The sequence below is a fragment of the Paraburkholderia sp. BR10937 genome (assembly GCF_040965695.1).
Lineage (GTDB): Bacteria > Pseudomonadota > Gammaproteobacteria > Burkholderiales > Burkholderiaceae > Paraburkholderia.
Window position 1 is genome coordinate 80,039 of sequence record NZ_JBFRCL010000030.1, and the last position, 18,193, is coordinate 98,231.

18 protein-coding genes are annotated in these 18,193 nt (G+C 64.5%); 14 read left to right on the forward strand and 4 right to left on the reverse strand.

What is annotated here, in order from left to right; all coding sequences use genetic code 11:
* The first annotated feature begins 19 nt into the window (after positions 1-19).
* From AB4Y44_RS24215 to AB4Y44_RS24230, 4 genes are all read left to right on the forward strand, one after another.
* Positions 20-1,090 (forward strand): MBL fold metallo-hydrolase, encoded by a 1,071-nt coding sequence (locus AB4Y44_RS24215; RefSeq protein WP_342919633.1) that lies wholly within the window; start codon positions 20-22, stop codon positions 1,088-1,090.
* A 22-nt stretch (positions 1,091-1,112) separates the two neighbouring features.
* Complete coding sequence (locus AB4Y44_RS24220; RefSeq protein ID WP_254314809.1) at positions 1,113-1,376, forward strand: hypothetical protein; 264 nt, start codon at positions 1,113-1,115, stop codon at positions 1,374-1,376.
* Between the two features lie 112 nt (positions 1,377-1,488).
* Positions 1,489-2,355 carry an AraC family transcriptional regulator gene (locus tag AB4Y44_RS24225; protein WP_342919631.1) on the forward strand — a complete coding sequence of 289 codons (867 nt, stop codon included), beginning with the start codon at positions 1,489-1,491 and terminating at the stop codon, positions 2,353-2,355.
* A gap of 39 nt (positions 2,356-2,394) precedes the next feature.
* Positions 2,395-3,009: a hypothetical protein gene (locus AB4Y44_RS24230; protein WP_368701093.1), complete on the forward strand. Its 615-nt coding sequence runs from the start codon at positions 2,395-2,397 to the stop codon at positions 3,007-3,009.
* A 16-nt stretch (positions 3,010-3,025) separates the two neighbouring features.
* Here the strand turns inward: AB4Y44_RS24230 and AB4Y44_RS24235 are convergent, their stop codons facing one another.
* The 3 genes from AB4Y44_RS24235 to AB4Y44_RS24245 form a co-directional block, all read right to left on the reverse strand.
* Positions 3,026-3,205 carry a hypothetical protein gene (locus tag AB4Y44_RS24235; RefSeq protein WP_368701094.1) on the reverse strand — a complete coding sequence of 60 codons (180 nt, stop codon included), beginning with the start codon at positions 3,203-3,205 and terminating at the stop codon, positions 3,026-3,028.
* A gap of 26 nt (positions 3,206-3,231) precedes the next feature.
* Positions 3,232-3,984, reverse strand: a complete 753-nt coding sequence (locus tag AB4Y44_RS24240) for a hypothetical protein (protein WP_368701095.1) — start codon at positions 3,982-3,984, stop codon at positions 3,232-3,234.
* Between the two features lie 399 nt (positions 3,985-4,383).
* Positions 4,384-4,521: a hypothetical protein gene (locus tag AB4Y44_RS24245; protein ID WP_368701096.1), complete on the reverse strand. Its 138-nt coding sequence runs from the start codon at positions 4,519-4,521 to the stop codon at positions 4,384-4,386.
* A gap of 377 nt (positions 4,522-4,898) precedes the next feature.
* On the opposite strand from AB4Y44_RS24245, the gene AB4Y44_RS24250 reads away from it, so the two are divergent.
* The 7 genes from AB4Y44_RS24250 (at position 4,899) to AB4Y44_RS24280 (ending at position 12,750) form a co-directional block, all read left to right on the forward strand.
* Complete coding sequence (locus tag AB4Y44_RS24250; protein WP_368701097.1) at positions 4,899-6,482, forward strand: methyl-accepting chemotaxis protein; 1,584 nt, start codon at positions 4,899-4,901, stop codon at positions 6,480-6,482.
* Between the two features lie 186 nt (positions 6,483-6,668).
* On the forward strand, positions 6,669-6,797 hold the full coding sequence (locus AB4Y44_RS24255) for a hypothetical protein (protein WP_342919625.1): 129 nt from the start codon (positions 6,669-6,671) through the stop codon (positions 6,795-6,797).
* Between the two features lie 77 nt (positions 6,798-6,874).
* Entirely contained in the window at positions 6,875-7,972 is a 1,098-nt protein-coding gene (locus tag AB4Y44_RS24260; RefSeq protein ID WP_368701098.1) for a glycosyltransferase family 9 protein, read from the forward strand.
* A 295-nt stretch (positions 7,973-8,267) separates the two neighbouring features.
* On the forward strand, positions 8,268-9,287 hold the full coding sequence (locus tag AB4Y44_RS24265; protein WP_368701099.1) for an ABC transporter substrate-binding protein: 1,020 nt from the start codon (positions 8,268-8,270) through the stop codon (positions 9,285-9,287).
* Between the two features lie 64 nt (positions 9,288-9,351).
* On the forward strand, positions 9,352-10,728 hold the full coding sequence (locus AB4Y44_RS24270) for a sensor histidine kinase (RefSeq protein WP_368701100.1): 1,377 nt from the start codon (positions 9,352-9,354) through the stop codon (positions 10,726-10,728).
* A gap of 19 nt (positions 10,729-10,747) precedes the next feature.
* Positions 10,748-11,428 carry a response regulator gene (locus AB4Y44_RS24275; RefSeq protein ID WP_342919621.1) on the forward strand — a complete coding sequence of 227 codons (681 nt, stop codon included), beginning with the start codon at positions 10,748-10,750 and terminating at the stop codon, positions 11,426-11,428.
* A 149-nt stretch (positions 11,429-11,577) separates the two neighbouring features.
* A complete protein-coding gene (locus tag AB4Y44_RS24280; RefSeq protein ID WP_342919620.1) occupies positions 11,578-12,750 on the forward strand; it encodes a porin in 1,173 nt (390 codons plus the stop codon).
* A 79-nt stretch (positions 12,751-12,829) separates the two neighbouring features.
* Here the strand turns inward: AB4Y44_RS24280 and AB4Y44_RS24285 are convergent, their stop codons facing one another.
* Positions 12,830-13,129, reverse strand: coding sequence for a hypothetical protein (locus tag AB4Y44_RS24285; RefSeq protein ID WP_368701101.1), 300 nt, complete (start codon positions 13,127-13,129; stop codon positions 12,830-12,832).
* A gap of 385 nt (positions 13,130-13,514) precedes the next feature.
* Here AB4Y44_RS24285 and AB4Y44_RS24290 point away from each other — a divergent pair, with 385 nt between their 5' ends.
* The 3 genes from AB4Y44_RS24290 (at position 13,515) to AB4Y44_RS24300 (ending at position 18,188) form a co-directional block, all read left to right on the forward strand.
* Positions 13,515-14,855: a 2-hydroxycarboxylate transporter family protein gene (locus AB4Y44_RS24290; protein ID WP_368701109.1), complete on the forward strand. Its 1,341-nt coding sequence runs from the start codon at positions 13,515-13,517 to the stop codon at positions 14,853-14,855.
* 107 nt (positions 14,856-14,962) lie between these two features.
* Positions 14,963-16,828, forward strand: a complete 1,866-nt coding sequence (locus tag AB4Y44_RS24295) for an ATP-binding protein (RefSeq protein ID WP_368701110.1) — start codon at positions 14,963-14,965, stop codon at positions 16,826-16,828.
* Positions 16,818-18,188: a sigma-54-dependent transcriptional regulator gene (locus tag AB4Y44_RS24300; RefSeq protein ID WP_368701102.1), complete on the forward strand. Its 1,371-nt coding sequence runs from the start codon at positions 16,818-16,820 to the stop codon at positions 18,186-18,188. Before AB4Y44_RS24295 ends, AB4Y44_RS24300 begins: the two co-directional genes overlap by 11 nt.
* The last annotated feature ends 5 nt before the right edge of the window (positions 18,189-18,193 follow it).

Below are 18,193 nucleotides of genomic sequence, written 5' to 3' on the forward strand. Positions count from 1 at the left end.
GTTTCCAGAGAGAGCCGCGATGATCTTTCGCCAGCTTTTCGACCCCGTATCGTCCACCTATACCTACCTGCTCGGCGACCCCGAAAGCGGCGAGGCGCTGCTGATCGATCCGGTCTACGAGCAGGTGCCGCGCGACCTCGCGCTGCTGCAGGAACTGGGCTTGCACCTGCAGGCGACGCTCGACACTCATGTGCATGCCGACCATGTCACGGGCGCGTGGCGCTTGCGCGAGCGCAGCGGCAGCCAGATCGCGCTCGCCGACGTGGTGGGCGCCGAGGGTGTGAACCGTGCGCTGCGGCACGGCGATCGCATCGCCTTCGGCAAGCGGTATCTGGAAGTGCGCGCCACGCCCGGCCACACCAGCGGCTGCCTGACCTACGTGCTCGACGATGCGAGCATGGCCTTCACCGGCGACAGCCTGTTGATACGCGGCTGCGGCCGCACCGATTTTCAGGGCGGGAGCGCGGAGCAGTTGTTCACCTCGGTACGTGAGCAGATCCTCACGCTGCCCGACGACTGCCTGCTCTACCCGGCGCACGACTATCGCGGCATCACGGTCACGAGCGTGGCGGAAGAGCGGCGCTTCAATCCGCGCCTGGGCGGCGACGTCGATCTCGGCGATTTCGCGGGCTACATGCACAACCTGAATTTGCCGCACCCCAAGCAGATGGCCGTCGCGGTGCCCGCCAACCTGCGCTGCGGCAAGCCCGAAGGCGACGCGCCGATCCAGGAAACGCCCGACTGGGCGCCGCTCACACTGCGCTTTAGCGGCGTGTGGGAAATCGAGCCCATGGCGCTGCTGGAGCATGCGGCCGCGCTGCAGATCGTCGACGTGCGCGAGGCGCCCGAGTTCATCGACCATCTCGGCCATCTGCCCGATGCGAAACTCGTGCCGCTCTCGCAGCTGATGGCGCGCATCGACGAGCTCGATCGCGACCGGCCGGTCGTGGCGGTGTGCCGATCCGGCGTGCGTTCCGCGCAGGCAAGCGTATTGCTGGCCAAGGCGGGTTTCGGCAAGGTGGCCAATCTCGCTGGCGGCATGCTGCGCTGGAAGGCCGAGGGATTGCCCGTCGCGCCGTGCAGTCCCTGATGACGCCCTGGAGGAGACGAACATGACAGCCCACGACTTCGCCGAGTTTTCCTGGGACGAGCAGGAAGACGTCAAGGCTGTGCTCGCGAGCCGGGGCCTCGACCTGCGCGAGTTCCGCATCTCGGACCACGAGAAAACGGCCGATGGCGGCGAGCGCGCGGCGATCCGCCAGGTATCCGTCACACGGATCGCCAACGGCAAGACGGCCACCTACGACACCGACCACTTCGCCCCGTGGATCACGGATTTCGACGAGGCTCTGCAGGCCGGCGAGTTCGACGACTGAACCCGATAGAGCGGGCGCCGACGACACCGGGGCCACGTTCTGTCCTCCGCGCATGGCTGGCGTACACTCGTGCCCTTGGGAAAGGAATCGGGAACAGGGAGCCAGGCTTGCCATGACGAACGCCACGGTGACTGAGGGCCGGAACGATCACTGGCTCGTCGCACGGCGCGATGCGCAGACGGGCATCGAGAGTCTGCGCGCGCATTTCAGCGGCCACGCCTACGACCCCCACGATCACGACGACATGCTGATCGGCTATACGGAGCAGGGGGTGCAGCGCTTTCAGTGTCACCGGTCGTTGCACACGAGCGTGCCGGGCCGCGCGATCCTGATCGAGCCGGGCGCGCTGCACGACGGCCACGCGCCCGAGCCGGGCGGCTTCACCTACGCGATGCTGTACCTGCCGCAGCCGTGGGTCGAGCGTGCGGCGCGCAGGCTGAACATCGCGGGCCTGGGTGGCGTGGCGGCCGCCTTCGGCCAGACGCTCGTGGACGACCCGCGCCTGATCGAGGCGATCCGCCGTGCGTTTCTCGCGCTATACGGCGAGGAAGGCCGGCTCGCGCGCGACGTGGCGCTCGACCGCTTGCTGGAGCACCTGGGCGGCCATCTGCTCGATACGACCGCGGCGACGCCCCCCGCTTCGCCCGCGCTGGCCCGTGTGCGCGATCTGCTGCACGAACACATGAGCGCGAACATCGGGCTCGACGAACTCGTCGATAGCTCTGGCATCGACCGGTTTCGTCTGACGCGCCTGTTTCAGCGCGAGTTCGGCACGTCGCCCCATGCGTACCTGGTGCGCTTGCGCCTGCGCGCCGCGCGCAGGCTGCTGGCGGCGGGCCACACGCCGGCCCGGGTCGCCGCGGAAGTAGGTTTCGCCGACCAGAGCCATCTCGGCCGCTGGTTTCGCCGCGCGTACCGCATGACGCCGGCCACCTACCGGCGCATGTGCGGGCGCGTGGATACGGACACGCCGGACTAAACGCATCCTGCAGGCCATGTCATATCGATTCCAGGACCGATGACCGGCGCACACCATGACACCTCGGCGCTCTTTGGCGCGGCGGGTACGGCCATCTCGCTCTTCGCGGCCATTCCGTACGGACTCGCGATCTACCGGCGCAGCATCCGTCCGCATCTCTTTACATGGCTCGTATGGTCGGTCGTCACGGCCATTGCCGCCGCCGCGCAATTCGTGGCGGGCGCCGGGCCTTCCGCGTGGTGTACGGCGGCAATCGCCTTCACGTGTTTCCTTACGTTCGTGGCGAGCATTTTTCGCGGCGACAGAAACTGGACGAAAACCGACTGGTTGTTTCTCGGGGCCGCGTTTTCCGCGATTCCCGTCTGGCTGCTCACTGCGGACCCCACGCTTTCGGTCGTCATCGTGACGTTGATCGAACTCGCGGGTCTCGGCCCGACCATGCGCAAGACGCTCCGCGATCCCTGGAGCGAAAGCCTGCTCTACTTCACGCTGTGCGTTCTCAAATATCTGCTGGCGGTGCTGGCGCTGGAGAAGTGGACGGTGGCCGTCGCGTTTTATCCGGCCGTCAACCTCGCTGCCTCGATCTGGATTTGCACGCTGATGGCCGTGCGGCGCCGCTCGCTGGCGCATACGGGTATGCGTTCGCGCCTGTGATCGCGCTGCGTTCGTGTTACGGCCGGTATAACCAGCTTGCCAGTTGCGTGCCGACGAAAGCGCAAGCGCCGCCGGCAAACGCGGCGATGCCCAGCGACGGATAGCGGGCCGTAAAAGGGTGCACGCAGATCAGCGCGACGAACGTGAAGAGCCCGGTGAACATGCCGCGTTTGAACTTGACGGTGGTTTCTCGCACGGCGGCTCCTCGCGGGTAGCTCTGCGCTATCGGCTCAACGCGGCCTGAGCCCGTTGCAGCCACTCGCTGTTGTGCTCGCGGGCGTGGCGCGGCCAGTGCTTCCCGTCGTGCACGATCTCGGCGTAAAGCTCGCGCGAGCGCTGGCGATCGGCGTCACCGGGCTGCTTTGCCAGCCAGTCGGCGAACAGGCATCGCGGGGCGGCGTCGCTGGCGCACGAGAGCGCGGCTTCGAACGCGGCGCGCGTGCCCGCTGCGCCGTTCGCGGCGAGCGCCCGTGCATACAGCAAGGAGGGATCCGGCTGCTGGCGGGCGGCCGGCTGGACGGCGAACAGTTTTTCGAGCGTCTCCTGGGTGGCTGCGGCATGGCCATTGGCGAACTGCGCGCGCGCGAGGCCCTCGAGCAACGCGGGATCGGATGCGAACGGCCCGGTGGCCGCCGCCTGGTAGTGCTCCAGCGCTTCGACGGCGTTGCCCGCGTCGAGCAGCGCAGCGCCCAGGCGCATACGGTGCGCGACGGTCGGCGCGCGGTCGAAATCGTTGCGCGCTTCGCGCACGGCGCGGTTGGGATCGACCAGTTGCGAGATGGCCCGGCCTGTGGCCCTCGCCCCGCGCGACTGGCGCAGGCTCGGCAGATAAATGACGAAGAAGTAGACGAGGCTGCCGAGGCCAGGGAACAGAAACAGGATCAGCAGCCAGTACATGTTCTGCTGGTTGCGGATGGCATGCACTGCAAAGAGCAGCGCGATGATGACGTAAAGGCTGATTCCGAAAATGCGCATGGACGAGAGGGCCCGGTGTGGTGCGTGGTTGTGTTAATGATACCCGCCGGCAGCTTGCGTTCGCGCGCAATCGACATTGATATCTCGGCCGGTGCGGATCGGCAATGGACGGATCGGCTCCCGCGTCGATCAGCAGCGCGGGCGTAGCGAGCCGTTTGAACCGCGCGGCATGGAAAAGCGGCGTTTCGCCGTGCGCCTTGAGGCTCAGTCAGGGCGGAAACGAAAGATGTCCTCGATGGCTTCGTCACGATTCCGCCGCATTGGAGCCACTGCCGGATTGTCGTGAATTCTATCTGTATCGTCCGATGAGCGTTCGTTTGCTGGTTGCCGTCAAGAACGGTTGAACGTTAGGAGAGCGATGCACGCCGCGTCTTCATCGAAACACGTTTGTGTCGTGGACTACGAAGAATGCGTCGGGTTCGAAATCCGTCTACCGCCGCTACGCCGGGCGCGGTCCCGGCGTGCCGCGAGCACGGCAGTGGCGAGCGTCAACGCGAAGAGCGCCAGCGCCACCGCGCCCGCGAAGGTCGTGTTCATGGAAGACTCGAGATAAACGACAGGATAACCAACCATGTGCGTATGGCACAAAACATTCACCGTCGATGAATGTTTTGATCATGATAACGCTTTGACGCATTCCGGCCCTGTGCTAATTGGCCGCAGAACATGCCTAAAAAATAAACAGGGACCGAGGGGCGGCCCGGAAACCCTTGCGCCCGTCGTGAAGCACACGGGCGCAGCGAGCGCCACACGTTGCGCATGCATCGATTTTCGCAAGAGCTTGTTGCGTCATCTGCCTCTAATGCGAGCGCAGCCGGCGCCGTATACGCAGAGACTCTCGCAGTGCGTGCCCGCGAAGGCGGGGTGCCGCTTGCTCAGGCACGCTCCTCAAATTATTAGAAAACGACAGACTGATGAAGCTTTCTTTTGTGCAAAGGCTTTGGTTGCCGCTGATCCTGAGCCTCGTGTGTCTCGCGGGCGTATCGATTTATGACGCGTGGCAGATGCGGGCAACGCGCCTCGAGGAGCGCAAGGCGGATTTGAAACACGCCTCGGAAATCGCGCTCGCCGTGGTGAAGTCATACGGCGAACGCGCCAATGCCGGCACGTTGTCGCAAGAAGACGCCCAGAAGCGCGCGATGGAAGCCGTCAAGAACATGAAGTACGGCGAGGGTGGCTACTTCGGCATTATGAATTCGCAGTATGTGCTGCTGATGAATGCCGCGAGCCCGCACCTCGTCGGCAAGAACGTCGGCGACTTTCAGGATTCGAACGGCGTCTATCTGTTCAAGGAGATCGTTGCCGTCATCAAGCAGGAAGGCCAGGGTTTCGTGTCCTATTCGTTCAAGCGCATCGGCTCGAACGACGTTGCGCCGAAAATCTCCTATAGCGTGAGCTACCAGCCGTGGGACTGGATTCTCACGACCGGTCTTTATGTCGACGATATCGACGCGGCGTTCCGCGTGACGCTCTATTGGAGCTTGGGCATTCTGGCGGCGATCGCGCTGGCGCTCTCGGCGGTCGTGGCAGTGGTGAACCGGGGCATCCTGCGCTCGCTGGGCGGCGAGCCCGCCTACGCGGCGCAAATCGCCAACCGCATTGCCGACAACGACTTGACCGCCGTGGTGGAGATCGCAGCGGACGACCGTTCGAGCCTGCTGTTTTCGATGAAGCGCATGCAGGCGCAGCTTACGCGGACCATCGACACGATCAAGCATTCGGCCGACTCCATCGCGACCGCGACCAACGAAATCGCCGCCGGCAATCAGGACCTCTCGCAGCGCACGGAAGAACAGGCCGCATCGCTCGCGCAAACGGCAGCGAGCATGGAGCAACTGACGTCCACGGTTTCGCAGAACGCCGACAGCGCCCGCGAGGCGAACCAGCTCGCCGCGCAAGCCGCCGAGGCCGCGGAGCAAGGGGGCAAGGTGGTCTCGCGCGTGGTGCAGACGATGGAGGACATCAACGCCAGTTCGGATCGCATCGCGAGCATCGTCGGCATCATCGAGAGCATCGCGTTCCAGACCAATATTCTCGCGCTCAATGCGGCCGTCGAAGCGGCGCGCGCCGGCGAGCAGGGGCGCGGCTTCGCCGTGGTGGCTTCGGAAGTGCGTTCGCTCGCGCAGCGTTCGTCGGCGGCGTCGAAGGAAATCAAGGAGCTGATTCACGAATCGGTCGAACGCTCGCATGCGGGCGCGGCCCACGTGCAGGAGGCGGGCGAAAAGATGCGCGTCATCACGCAGGAAATCCGGCGCGTGACCGATGTCATCAGCGAGATCACGGCCGCGTCGGAGCAGCAGAGCAAGGGCATCGGCCAGGTCGGCCAGGCCGTCACGCAGATGGACGAGGTCACGCAGCAGAACGCGGCGCTCGTGGAGCAGGCCGCGGCGGCGGCAAGTGCGCTCGCCGCTCAGGCGAACGACCTCAAGGGCTCCGTTTCGATGTTCCGGCTGGCCGGTTCGCACGATATGCCGGATCGGCACGCCTTACACGTGTAAGCGGTTGCGCGCGGGCGGCGCAAAGCCCCCGCGCGCAACCGCATCTGCTACCAATTTGCACGTGCGGACCCAGCACAGGCAGAATACGACATTCCGGCCGACTCAAGTGGGGCTGGATTCCGCGGGCTATGGCGATGAGCAGCCGTCCGCGCAACAATCAAAAATCGAGCTTAGGGGAAGTTGAGCATGATCGGACGGATTCTGGTGATGATATCGATGATCGGCGCACTGGCCGCTCTGGCGGGCTGCAACACGGTCGCCGGTTTCGGGCAGGACATCACAGACTCCGCCCGGGCCGTCCAGCGCGTTCTGTGACCTTCGCGCCGGGTGGCATAATAGCCGCTCGGTCAAAGGTTAAGGATGGGTTGGACAGGGCTCCTGCTGAGTAAACAATGAAAGTCGATACGGTCCGCGGTTTTATCAGCAAGAGTCTTCGCGTTCCCCATCCGGAAATCGTCCAGGATGAGGTCGAGAGCCTTTCCGCTTATAAAAAGCTTTCGCTTCTGAAGAAGCAACTGCATAAGTGGTCGATACTTTCGCTGAACCGGCAACTGGGTCTGTATACGGAATCTGCGCAGTTGCGCCCGGGCGCCCGGATCCTGTTGTTTTACAGCGGCGTCAACAACCTCGGCGACGCGCTGATGGACCTCTCCGGGCGTGCGCTCCTCAGCGGCACGTCGTACAAGCTGGACGTGGTGCTCGATCCGTCTCTGGCCGAACTGTTCCGCCACGACCGGTTTTTTTCGAAAGTCTATACGGATTATCGTGAAATCGATTTCGACGCATACGATTTCGTTATTCTGAACAAGCTCGGCATTCGCGTCATTAAAGAGAAAATCCGCTATGCCGGTCAAGCCAGATTTACGAGCCTGATTGGATGGTATGCCGGGCGCAATTTCAACCATATCCAGTTCAGCTACTACTCGTTCAACAAGATTCTGAATTCCGGGATCGAAGAAGCCGCGCTGTACAGGAACTCGCGGCTGATTCTCGATGCGCCACAGAGCCAGGATTTTCCGGCGCAAGCGTGGGCCGGCAGAATTGCGATTTCGGTCGGCGGCAGGGAGTCGAACCGCATCTACGGCAAGTGGGCCGACGTTCTTGCCCGGCTCGATGACGATCCCAAGTTGTCGCGCTATCAATATGTGCTGATCGGATCGGACAACGGGCTCAAGGAAGCCAGCGATCTCACTGCCATGTCATTCAGGAATTTGCAACTCGACTCGCTGGTCGGCAAGTTGAAGATTCACGAATGCTATGCGCTCATCGGTCAGAGCAAGCTGTTCGTTGGCGCGGACGGCGGCCTGCTGCATATCGCGCACGCGGCCGGCGTGCCGACCGTCGCGTTGTTCAGCGACGATATCGACCCGAGGACCCGGTACGTGGAGAACGACTTCTTCAGGTGTACCCCGCTCATCGGCCAGACCGACGTCACGAGCATCGAGGCAAACGATGTGGTGCGCGTCATGAAAGGCGCGCTGACACGTTAAAGCGCGATCCGGCTGGCAAGTTCCCCTGGCGGAGACCCATAATCCGGGTCTCGCTGCTTTGCGCGCAATCGATCAGGAATCCTGTTTGAATTGATGTCGGCTTGACTGGCATCCTGAATAAAAGCCATTATCATTCATGGCGATTAAAAGCATAAATAATGCCGCCGCTCATGGAAATCCCGTATAAATCTGCGTGACCCGCGAAAGCTTCGGGAAGGGTTCGAATCACTAGAATCCCGGAAACGATCGAGGTGGCGAGCATCGCGCCGCCGGCCCATCCTGACGGAGACAATCAATGCAATCGAGTTTTGGCGCGCTGCGTCGAGCCGCACTCGCTGGTGGCCTGCTGTTTGCCATGGCGCTTCAAGGCGCGCATGCCGCCGACGATGCCGGCGACAAGATCACCATCATGGTCGGCGGGATTACGAAGCTCATTTACCTGCCCGCGCGCCTCACCGAGCAACTGGGTTATTTCCGCGACGAAGGGCTGAACGTCGAGCTGCTCTCGCAGCCCGCCGGTGTGGATGCGGAAAACGAACTGCTCGCCGGCGCGGTGCAGGCCGTGGTGGGCTTCTACGATCACACCATCGACCTGCAGACCAAGGGCAAGGACGTCAAGGCGATCGTCGTGTTCGGCCAGGTGCCGGGCGAAGTGGAAATGGTGTCGTCGAAGGCGGCCGGCACGATCAAGTCGATGGCCGACGTCAAAGGCAAGACGCTCGGCGTGACGGGCCTTGGGTCCTCGACCAGTTTTCTCACGCAGTATCTCGCGAGCCAGCATGGCATCGCCGCGAGCGCATACACGATGTTGCCGGTGGGCGCGGACGCGAGCTTCATCGCGGCCATCAAGCAGGGGCGCATCGACGCGGGCATGACGACCGAGCCGACCGTCTCGGCGTTGCAGAAAGGCGGCGACGCGAAGGTGCTCGTCGATATGCGCACGGTGGAAGGCACGCGCGCCGCGCTCGGCGGCACCTATCCCGCCGCAAGCCTTTACGTGCAGGACGCATGGGCCGAGTCGCACAAGGCTCAGGCGGTGAAGCTCGCGCGCGCGTTCGTGCGCACGATGCAGTTCATTCACACGCACAGCGCCGAGGAAATCGCCGCGCAAATGCCCGCCGACTATCAGAAGGACAAGGCGCTTTACGTGAGCGCACTCAAGGCCTCGCTGCCGATGTTCACCGCGGACGGCAAGATGCCCGCCGACGGTCCCGCAACCGTACTGAAGGTGCTCTCGAGTTTCAATCCCTCGGTGAAGGGCAAGCACGTGGATTTGTCCGGCACGTACACGAACGAATTCGTCAGCGCGAAATGAAGCACGCCCGGAGCTGCAGTCCTGCGCGCACCGCCTGGCGGTTCGGTACCTGAGAGAGCGCGACATGGTGCATAGCCTGCGTGGACGGTTGCTGTTGTGGCTGCTGGTGCCGCTCGCCGCGTTTGTCGTCGTGACGAGCTGCGAGTCGTACGATGCCGCCCGGCAGACTGCGGATCTCGTGCAGGACCACTCGCTGCTGGATTCGGCGCGCACGATCATCGAAGACGTCGACTGGGACAACGGCTCCCTCAGCGCGACGATCCCGCCGGCGGCGCTGGAACTGTTCGAATCGCCGTGGCAGGATCACATCTTCTACAAGGTGCTCGCCGCCAATGGCCGCCTGCTGGGCGGCGCGCCGGACTTGCCGCTGCCGCGCGCGAACACAGCCGAGGCGCCCGTGTTCTACGACACCACTTATGCGGGTTTGCCGATTCGCGCCGTGGCCTACGAGCGCATGCTCTACGACTCGGGCCGCGCCGAGCGCGTGATGGTAATCGTCGGCAAGACGATCGCGTCGCGCGAGGCGATGGTCAACGCCTTATGGAGGCCGCAGCTCGCACGCCAGTGGTTCATGCTGGCGCTCGTCGCGTTGCTCGTGCCGCTCGGGCTCACGCTCGAACTGCGGCCGCTCATGAAGCTCAAGGACGACGTTGCCGACCGCGAGCCCGTGCAACTGGAGCCGATCCGCCCGGATCATCTGCCATCGGAGCTGAGGCCGATCGTCGAGGCGATCAACCAGTGCATCGCGCGGCTCAAGGTGCATGCCGCCATGCAGCGCCAGTTCATCGCCGACGCGGCGCACCAGCTGCGTACGCCGCTCACGCTGCTCACCACGCAAACGCAATTCGCGAGTCAATGCGACGCGAGCGATCCTGCGCTTTTCGACGCACTCAGGGGCGTGCGCCGCACCTGCCAGAAAATGGCGGAGTTGACGAATCAACTGCTCGTGCTCGCACAGGCCGAATCGATGACGCAATCGTCGCCCAGCCAGACGCGCGTCGATCTCACCGAGGTCGTGTCTTCCGTGCTCGAAGAGATGGTCCAGGCGGCGGAACGGCGCGGCATCGATCTCGGCGCCGAACTCGACGACGACGTGCAGGTGGCGGGCAACACGGGCCTGCTGGCCTCGCTCGTGTCGAACCTGATCGACAACGCCATTCGCTATACGCACAAGGGCGGCCGCGTGACGGCCGTGTGCCGCAGCGAAGGGGAGCAGGTCATGCTGCAGGTGGTCGACAACGGCCCCGGCATTCCCGCCGAGGCCCGTGCGCACGTGTTCGAGCGCTTCTATCGCATCGCGGCGGATACCGAGGGCACGGGGCTCGGTCTTGCCATCGTGCATCAGGTCGCGCGCTCGCACGGCGGCTCGGTGAGTGTCGCCGCGGGGGCCGAGCGGGTGGGTCTGGTCGCGACGGTGCGCTTGCCCGTCTGGCCCGGATGAGGAGACGTGAGGAGGGACCATGAAGCTGCTGCTCGTAGAAGACAACGCCGAACTCGCGCACTGGATCGTCAACCTGCTGCGCGCCGAGAATTTCACGGTGGACTGCGTGGCCGATGGCGAAGCCGCGGATTCCGTGCTGCTCACGCAGAGCTACGATCTCGTGCTCCTCGACATGCGCCTGCCGCGCCTGAGCGGCAAGGACGTGCTCAACCGTTTGCGGCGCAGGCGCAACAACGTGCCCGTGCTCATGCTGACCGCGCATGGCTCGATAGACGACAAGGTGGCGTGTTTCGGCGCCGGCGCCGACGATTACGTGGTCAAGCCGTTCGACAGCCGCGAACTGGTGGCGCGCATCAAGGCGCTGATACGGCGCCAGACAGGCGAGAAGTCGGGCTGGCTGACCTGCGGCGACCTGCAGTACGTTTGCGACACGCGCGAGTTCCGCCACAAGGACGCGCTGCTCACCCTGCGCCGGCGCGAGCATTCCATCCTCGAAGCATTGATGCTGCGCCAGGGCAAGGCGGTGCCGAAGCAGGCGCTGCTGGAGCGCATCTGCAGCCTGAGCGACGAACCGAGCGTGGACGCGATCGATATCTACATCCACCGCCTGCGCAAGCATCTGGCGGAATCGAGCGTGCAGATCACCACGCTGCGCGGCCTCGGCTACATCCTTCGCGCGAAAGAGCCGGTGGCGGCCTGAGCAGGCCGGATTTTTTACCGGTATTGGTGGATGTACTTAGACATACGAATCGTTCGTGAAAGAATCGCGAAGGATTCACCTCTCTACTATTCGTCTCACCCGCTGATTCACACGGCTCGCCGCAACCGGTGAGTGATGGCAGCGGGTCCATGAAAACTTCCAACGAAGCAACCCTGGAGACGATCTTGAAGAGAAAACAACTTGCTGTCGCTGCCGTAGGCGCGACCTTCGGTGCACTCGCAGCGAGCGGCGCACACGCGCAATCGAGCGTTCAACTCTACGGCCTCATCGACCTGAGCGTCCCCACCTATCAATCGCACGCGGACGCCAACGGCAATCACGTGATCGGCATGGGCATTGCCGGCGAGCCGTGGTTCAGCGGCAGCCGCTGGGGCTTGAAGGGCGCCGAAGACATCGGCGGCGGCACGAAGGTGATCTTCCGGCTCGAAAGCGAATACCGCGTCAGCGACGGCCAGATGGAAGACCCGGGCCAGATCTTCGACCGTGACGCCTGGGTGGGCGTGGAGGACGAGCGCTTCGGCAAGCTCACGGCGGGCTTCCAGAACACCATCGCGCGTGACGCCGCGGCCATTTACGGCGACCCGTACGGCAACGCGAAGCTCACGACGGAAGAGGGCGGCTGGACCAACGCCAACAACTTCAAGCAGATGATTTTCTACGCGGCGAGCGCAACGGGCACGCGTTACGAAAACGGCCTGGCGTGGAAGAAGGTCTTCGATAACGGCATTTACGCGGCAGCGGGCTACGCGTTCGGCAATTCAACGAGCTTCGGCAATAACGCGAACTATCAGTTCGCACTCGGCTACAACGCTCCGACGTGGACGGCCTCGACCTTCTATAACCACGTGAATCGCGACGGCAACACGAACCAGGCGTTCTCGGTTGGCGGCAACTACACGATCGGCATCGTGCGCGCCAATGCGGGCTATTTCCGCTACTGGGGCAATCAGGGAGCGCTCGGCCAGCGTCAGGACAATGCGTGGACGGTCTCGTTCAAGCTCGTGCCGAAGGGCGCGCTCGACTACGAACTCGGCTATCAGCAAATGCGCACGCACAACGCCGCGTATAACGTCGATGGCGATATTCCGAACGCCAACATCGGCGCATTCGATCCCACGAGCGGGCTGCACAATGGCTTCAAGGAAACGCTCTACGGCTCGATTTTCTATCACCTGTCCAAACGCACCGAAGTGTATCTGGCGGGCGACTACATGAAGCTGCACGGCGGCTACACGGTGGGCACGACCTTCGGTGCGACCAACCAGGTCGAAGTGACGACGGGCGTGCGCACGCGCTTCTGATCCGGCTTCTCAGTCAACTTCGTAGCACGCGGGGCTCGATTCGTCAGGCGAATCGAGCCCCGCGTTTCTTCCTGCGGCATCAACCCGCGTCCACGCAGGCAATGCTCGGCGCCGTATAGGCAGAGGGATAAGGCGATTCCGGTCCGCTCACGAGCCTCAAACGCTGCGTGGCGAGCACATCGGCTTCCACCTGTTCGCGACGCGTGAGCGTCGCCAAATCGCCGGCAGGATGTGATTCGTTCACGCTGCACAGCAGATTCCTTCCGCTCGATAACTGCACAGGCGTCTGGTAGGCCGCACCCGGCGGTGCGGCCAACGCGCCGGCACTCCACAGCGCCGCGGCACAAACGACGGCGCATCCTGGCAAGACGATTTTCATGGCTCGCTCCTCACATTGCGGTTATCCATCTTCTGCCAACGACCGGCGTCGTTCCAGAGCGAATTCTGAAAATCACTCTTGCCGTGCACTCAACGGTCAGGCCGAGATTTCAGCCTGCGGCTCGGGCCGATTCTGAAATCTCGGCTCGGCGGTGGCTTCGAGAAGAGTGACGTTGCTGGAAAAGGCAAACAAATCAACGTGTTGCGGAGTATTCGAGACGCTGGCGCGAGCTGGCACGGCTACTGCTTTATAGAGGCCCGGCGGCTTATCCCTCGATAGCCCGCAGCCCTCATTAAACAAGCACCGGAGACGCGACGCAGTCCGGTCGCGAAAACGAAGGAGACATCCCGTGCAGAACAGTGCATCCGCATCCGCCGCCTCGCAAGTGACCCAGGCGGTCCCCGAGCCATCCCCGACGACGCAAACCCGCTTCTGGCCCGAAGGCTGGTGGAAGCTGATGGAAATTCGCATCGGCATCATTCCGCTGCCGATCTACGTGATCCTGTTTGCGCTGATCGCGGGCTTCGCGGTCACCGGCAAGGTGCCCGGCGAGATCTCGATGGCCATCGCCGTGCTCGCCTTTTGCGGCTTCACGTGCGCCGAACTCGGCAAGCGCCTGCCGCTGTTGCGCAATATCGGCGCGGCGGCAATTCTCGCGACCTTCGTGCCCTCGGCGCTCGTGTACTACCACGTGCTGCCCAAGCCCGTGCAGCACCTCACGGTCGAGTTCACGAAGCAGACCAACTTCCTCTATCTCTTCATCGCCTCGATCATCGTCGGCAGTATTCTCAGCATGGACCGGCGCGTGCTGATTCAAGGCTTCCTGAAGATCTTCATTCCGCTGGCGGCCGGCACGGTGGCGGCGACCATCGTGGGCACCGCGGTTGGCGCGGCGCTCGGGCTCGGCGTCAAGCACACGCTGCTCTATATCGTCGTGCCGATCATGGCCGGCGGCGTGGGCGAAGGCGCGATTCCGCTTTCCGTGGGCTACTCGGAAATCATGCACGTCGCGCAAGGCGACCTGTTCGCGCAGGTCTTGCCGCCCGTGATGCTCGGCAGCCTCATGGCGATCATCCTCTCGGGCATGCTCGACATGCTGGGCAAGCGCATGCCGCATCTCACCGGCAACGGCCGTCTGCAAGTCGGCGCGACCGATGAACTCGCGTCGTCGAACGACGAAGCTCGCGGGCACGTGGACGTGAGCCACATCGCGGCTGCCGGTATCACCGCGATCACGCTGTACCTCATCGGCCTGATGGCGAACAAGCTGTTCGGCCTGCCCGCGCCGGTGGCGATGCTGTTCCTCGCCGTGCTCGTGAAGCTCGCGCGCGCGGTTTCGCCGCCGCTGCAGGAAGGCGCGTTCGTGGTCTACAAGTTCTTCTCGACCGCGGTCACGTACCCGCTGCTGTTCGCGATCGGCGTCGCGATGACGCCGTGGGACAAGCTCATGGCCGCGTTCACGCTCGTCAATGTCGTGACGATCGCCGCGACCGTGGTCACGCTCATGGGCACGGGCTTCGTGGTGGGCCGCCTGATGAAGATGTACCCTATCGACACCGCAATCGTGAACGCGTGCCACAGCGGCCAGGGCGGCACCGGCGACGTGGCGATCCTCACCGCCGCGAACCGCATGCAACTCATGCCGTTCGCGCAGATCGCCACGCGTATTGGCGGCGCCATCGTCGTGACCGTGACGCTCATCCTGCTCGCGCATTTCGGCGCATGACGCGCCGTTGCGCGCGCCTTCGCGATCGTGGCGCCGGTGCACCCGGCGCGCGGTATCCGCTGAACCCGCCGTCTGGCGGCAGCCAATCGACGAGGGCGAACGTGCAGATGCGTTACAAGGGCATTCCATGGTGGGGATGGGCGGCGGCGGCCGTGCTGTATGTCGGTGCGGCCGCCGCCGCGGTGGAGTTCGCATGGAACCGCGCGATCGACGCGCTGGCCGACGTCGGCGAGCATCGGCTCGATCTCTACGCGGCGAGCCTGCAAAGCGAGCTGGGACGCTTCGAGATGGTCCCCGCGCTCGTGGCGCGCCAGGACAGCGTGCGCGCGTTGCTCAAGGCGCCGCCCGCTGCAGCGCACGGCATGCTGCCCGCGGTCGATGCCTATCTCGAAGCGGTCAACAGCGATGTGGGCAGCGGCGCGGTAGACGTGATCGACGCGCACGGCACGGTGGTCGCCGCGAGCAACTGGAACCAGCCGGTCAGCTTCGTCGGCACCAACGTGTCGTACCGGCCGTACTTCAAGGACGCGCTCGCGCAGGGCCGCGGCCGCTTCTTCGGCATCGGCACGAACACCGGCATTCCGGGGCTGTACTTTGCGAATGCGATTCACGACGGCGACACGGCGATCGGCGCGGCGGCGGTGAAGGTCAGCGTCGACGCGCTCGAATCCGCGTGGCGCACGCCTGGCGAGGCGGCGATCGTCGTCGACAGCAACGGCGTGATCGTGATCTCGACCCAGCCCGAATGGAAATTCAGCGCCATGCGCGCGATGACCGAGCCGCAGCAGCGCGACATCCAGGCGTCGCGCCAATACGCGGGCCGCATCGTCGAGGCGCTGCAATACCGGCGCGTGGGCGACTGGAATGACAGCGCGTGGATCGGCATCTTCCCCGACCTGCGCCGCGCGGGCCGTACGGCCCGCTTTCTCGTGATGTCGCGACCCGCGCCGCAAGGGCAGGACACGATCATGGTGCTGCTCGACACGGCCGGCGCGCGGCGGCAGCAACGGCTCGCGTTCGCCTTCGTGACGGGTGTCTTTCTGATCGCCGCGCTCTACGCGCTGTATGCGGTGCAGCGCCGCCGCGTGATCGTGGAGAAGCTCAAGGCGCAAGAAGCCTTGCGGCGCGCGAACGACCAGCTGGAAACGACCGTGGCGCAGCGGACCGCCGCGCTCACGCAAGCGAACGCGCAGATGCAGCGCGAGATCGCCGAGCGCGAACGCACCGAGCAGCGCCTGCGCGCCACGCAGCAGGAGGTCGTGCATGCCGGCAAGCTCGCCGTGATCGGCCAGATGGCGGCGGGACTCACGCACGAGCTGAACCAGCCACTCGTCGCGATCCGCACGCTCTGCGACAATGCGCGTACCTTCTTCGAGCGCAATCAGGGCGCCCAGGCGAATGCCAATCTCGAGCGCGTCGGGCGCCTCGTGGACAGCATGGCGGTGCTGACGAGCGAGCTGAAGGCGTTTGCGCGCAAGCCGGAAGTGGAGCGCGTGGCGGTGTCGCTCGGCGAAGCCGTCGCGCATGCGCGCCTCATCTACGAGTCGCGCATTCGCGACGAAGCGGTGCGGCTCGACGTGCGGATCGCGCAGGGCACGACGGTGTATGCGGAGTCGAGTCAACTGCAGCAGGTGATCGTCAATCTGCTCGGCAATGCGCTCGACGCCGTGCGCGACGCGAGCGCGCGCGTGATCGCGATCGAGGCGGGTGAGCCCGACGCGCAAGGCCGCGTGCGCTTCACGATCGAGGATAGCGGCCCCGGCATCGCGCCAGATGTGCTGGCGCACCTGTTCGAGCCGTTCGTGACGACCAAGCCGCGCGGACAAGGCCTCGGGCTCGGGCTCGCGATCACGTCGCGCATCGTCGAAGGCTTTGGCGCGAAAATCGCCGCAACGAATCGCGACGAAGGCGGAGCCCGCTTCACGATCGAATTCGCGGCAGCCGAGCCGCAAAGGACAGAACATGGCAGATGAGATTCGGGTGCTGGTCGTCGAGGATGACGAGAACGTCCGCATCGGCGTCGAGCAGGCGGTGGCGCTCGCGGGCTTTCCGGTGAGCGCCTATGCGTCCGCTGCCGATGCGTATGCCGACATCGCGCCGGGCGCGCCGGTCGTGATCGTCTCGGACGTGCGCATGCCGGGCATCGACGGCCTGCAACTGCTCGATCACGTGATGGCGATCGACCCGCAAATTCCCGTGCTGCTGATCAGCGGGCATGCGGACATTTCGACGGCGGTCAGCGCGATGCGCGTGGGCGCCTATGACTTCATCGAAAAGCCCTTCTCCTCCGATGTGATCGCGGGCCGCGTGGCGCGCGCGGTCGAGAAACGGCGGCTCACGCTCGAAGTCGAGGGCCTGCGCGCTTCGCTGCACAACTGGCAGGGCATCGAGGCGCTGGTGCTTGGCAAGTCGCCGGCCATGGCGGAGGTCCGCAAGAAGATTCTGCGTCTCGCGGATACCTCCGTGTCGGTGCTGATCACCGGCGAAACGGGCACCGGCAAGGAACTGATCGCCCGCAGCCTGCACGACTTCAGCGCGCGGCGCGACGCGCATTTCGTGGCGCTGAACTGCGGCGGTTTGCCCGAGCAGGTGTTCGAGAGCGAACTGTTCGGGCACGAGGCGGGCGCGTTCACGGGCGCGATCAAGAAGCGCGTGGGCAAGATCGAATGGGCGAATGGCGGCACGCTCTTTCTAGACGAGATCGAAACGATGTCGATGCCGCTGCAGATCAAGATGTTGCGCGTGCTGCAGGAGCGTGTGGTCGAGCGCCTCGGCGCAAACGAGCTGATTCCGGTGGATTGCCGGATCGTTGCCGCTTCGAAGGCCGACCTCGCCGAAGTGTCTGCGCAAGGGGGCTTTCGCGCCGACCTGCTGTACCGGCTGAACGTCGCACAGATCGAATTGCCGCCGCTGCGCGAGCGGCGCGAGGACGTCCCCCTGCTGTTCGAGCATTTCGTGCTCGCCGCCGCGCGGCGTTTCGGCACGCCGGCGCCGGTCGTGACCGCTGCACAGGTGTCCGAGCTCATGACGCACGCATGGCCCGGCAACGTGCGCGAGCTGCAGAATGTCGCCGACCGCTTCGTGCTCGGGCTGACCGGCGACAGCCTGCTTTCCGCAGGCGCGGCTACCGTGAAAGGGGAGACGCTGGCGGACCAGCTAGCGTATTTCGAGCGGATGCTGATCGAGAACACGCTGCGCCGCCATCACGGCAACGTCGCCCAGGCGAGCGAGGAGCTTGGGATGCCGAAGAAAACGCTGTATCACAAGCTGCGTCAGCTGAAGATCGCGGACCGCGACTCGCAGGGCGACGACAAGGACGACAAAGACGCCTGACCGGG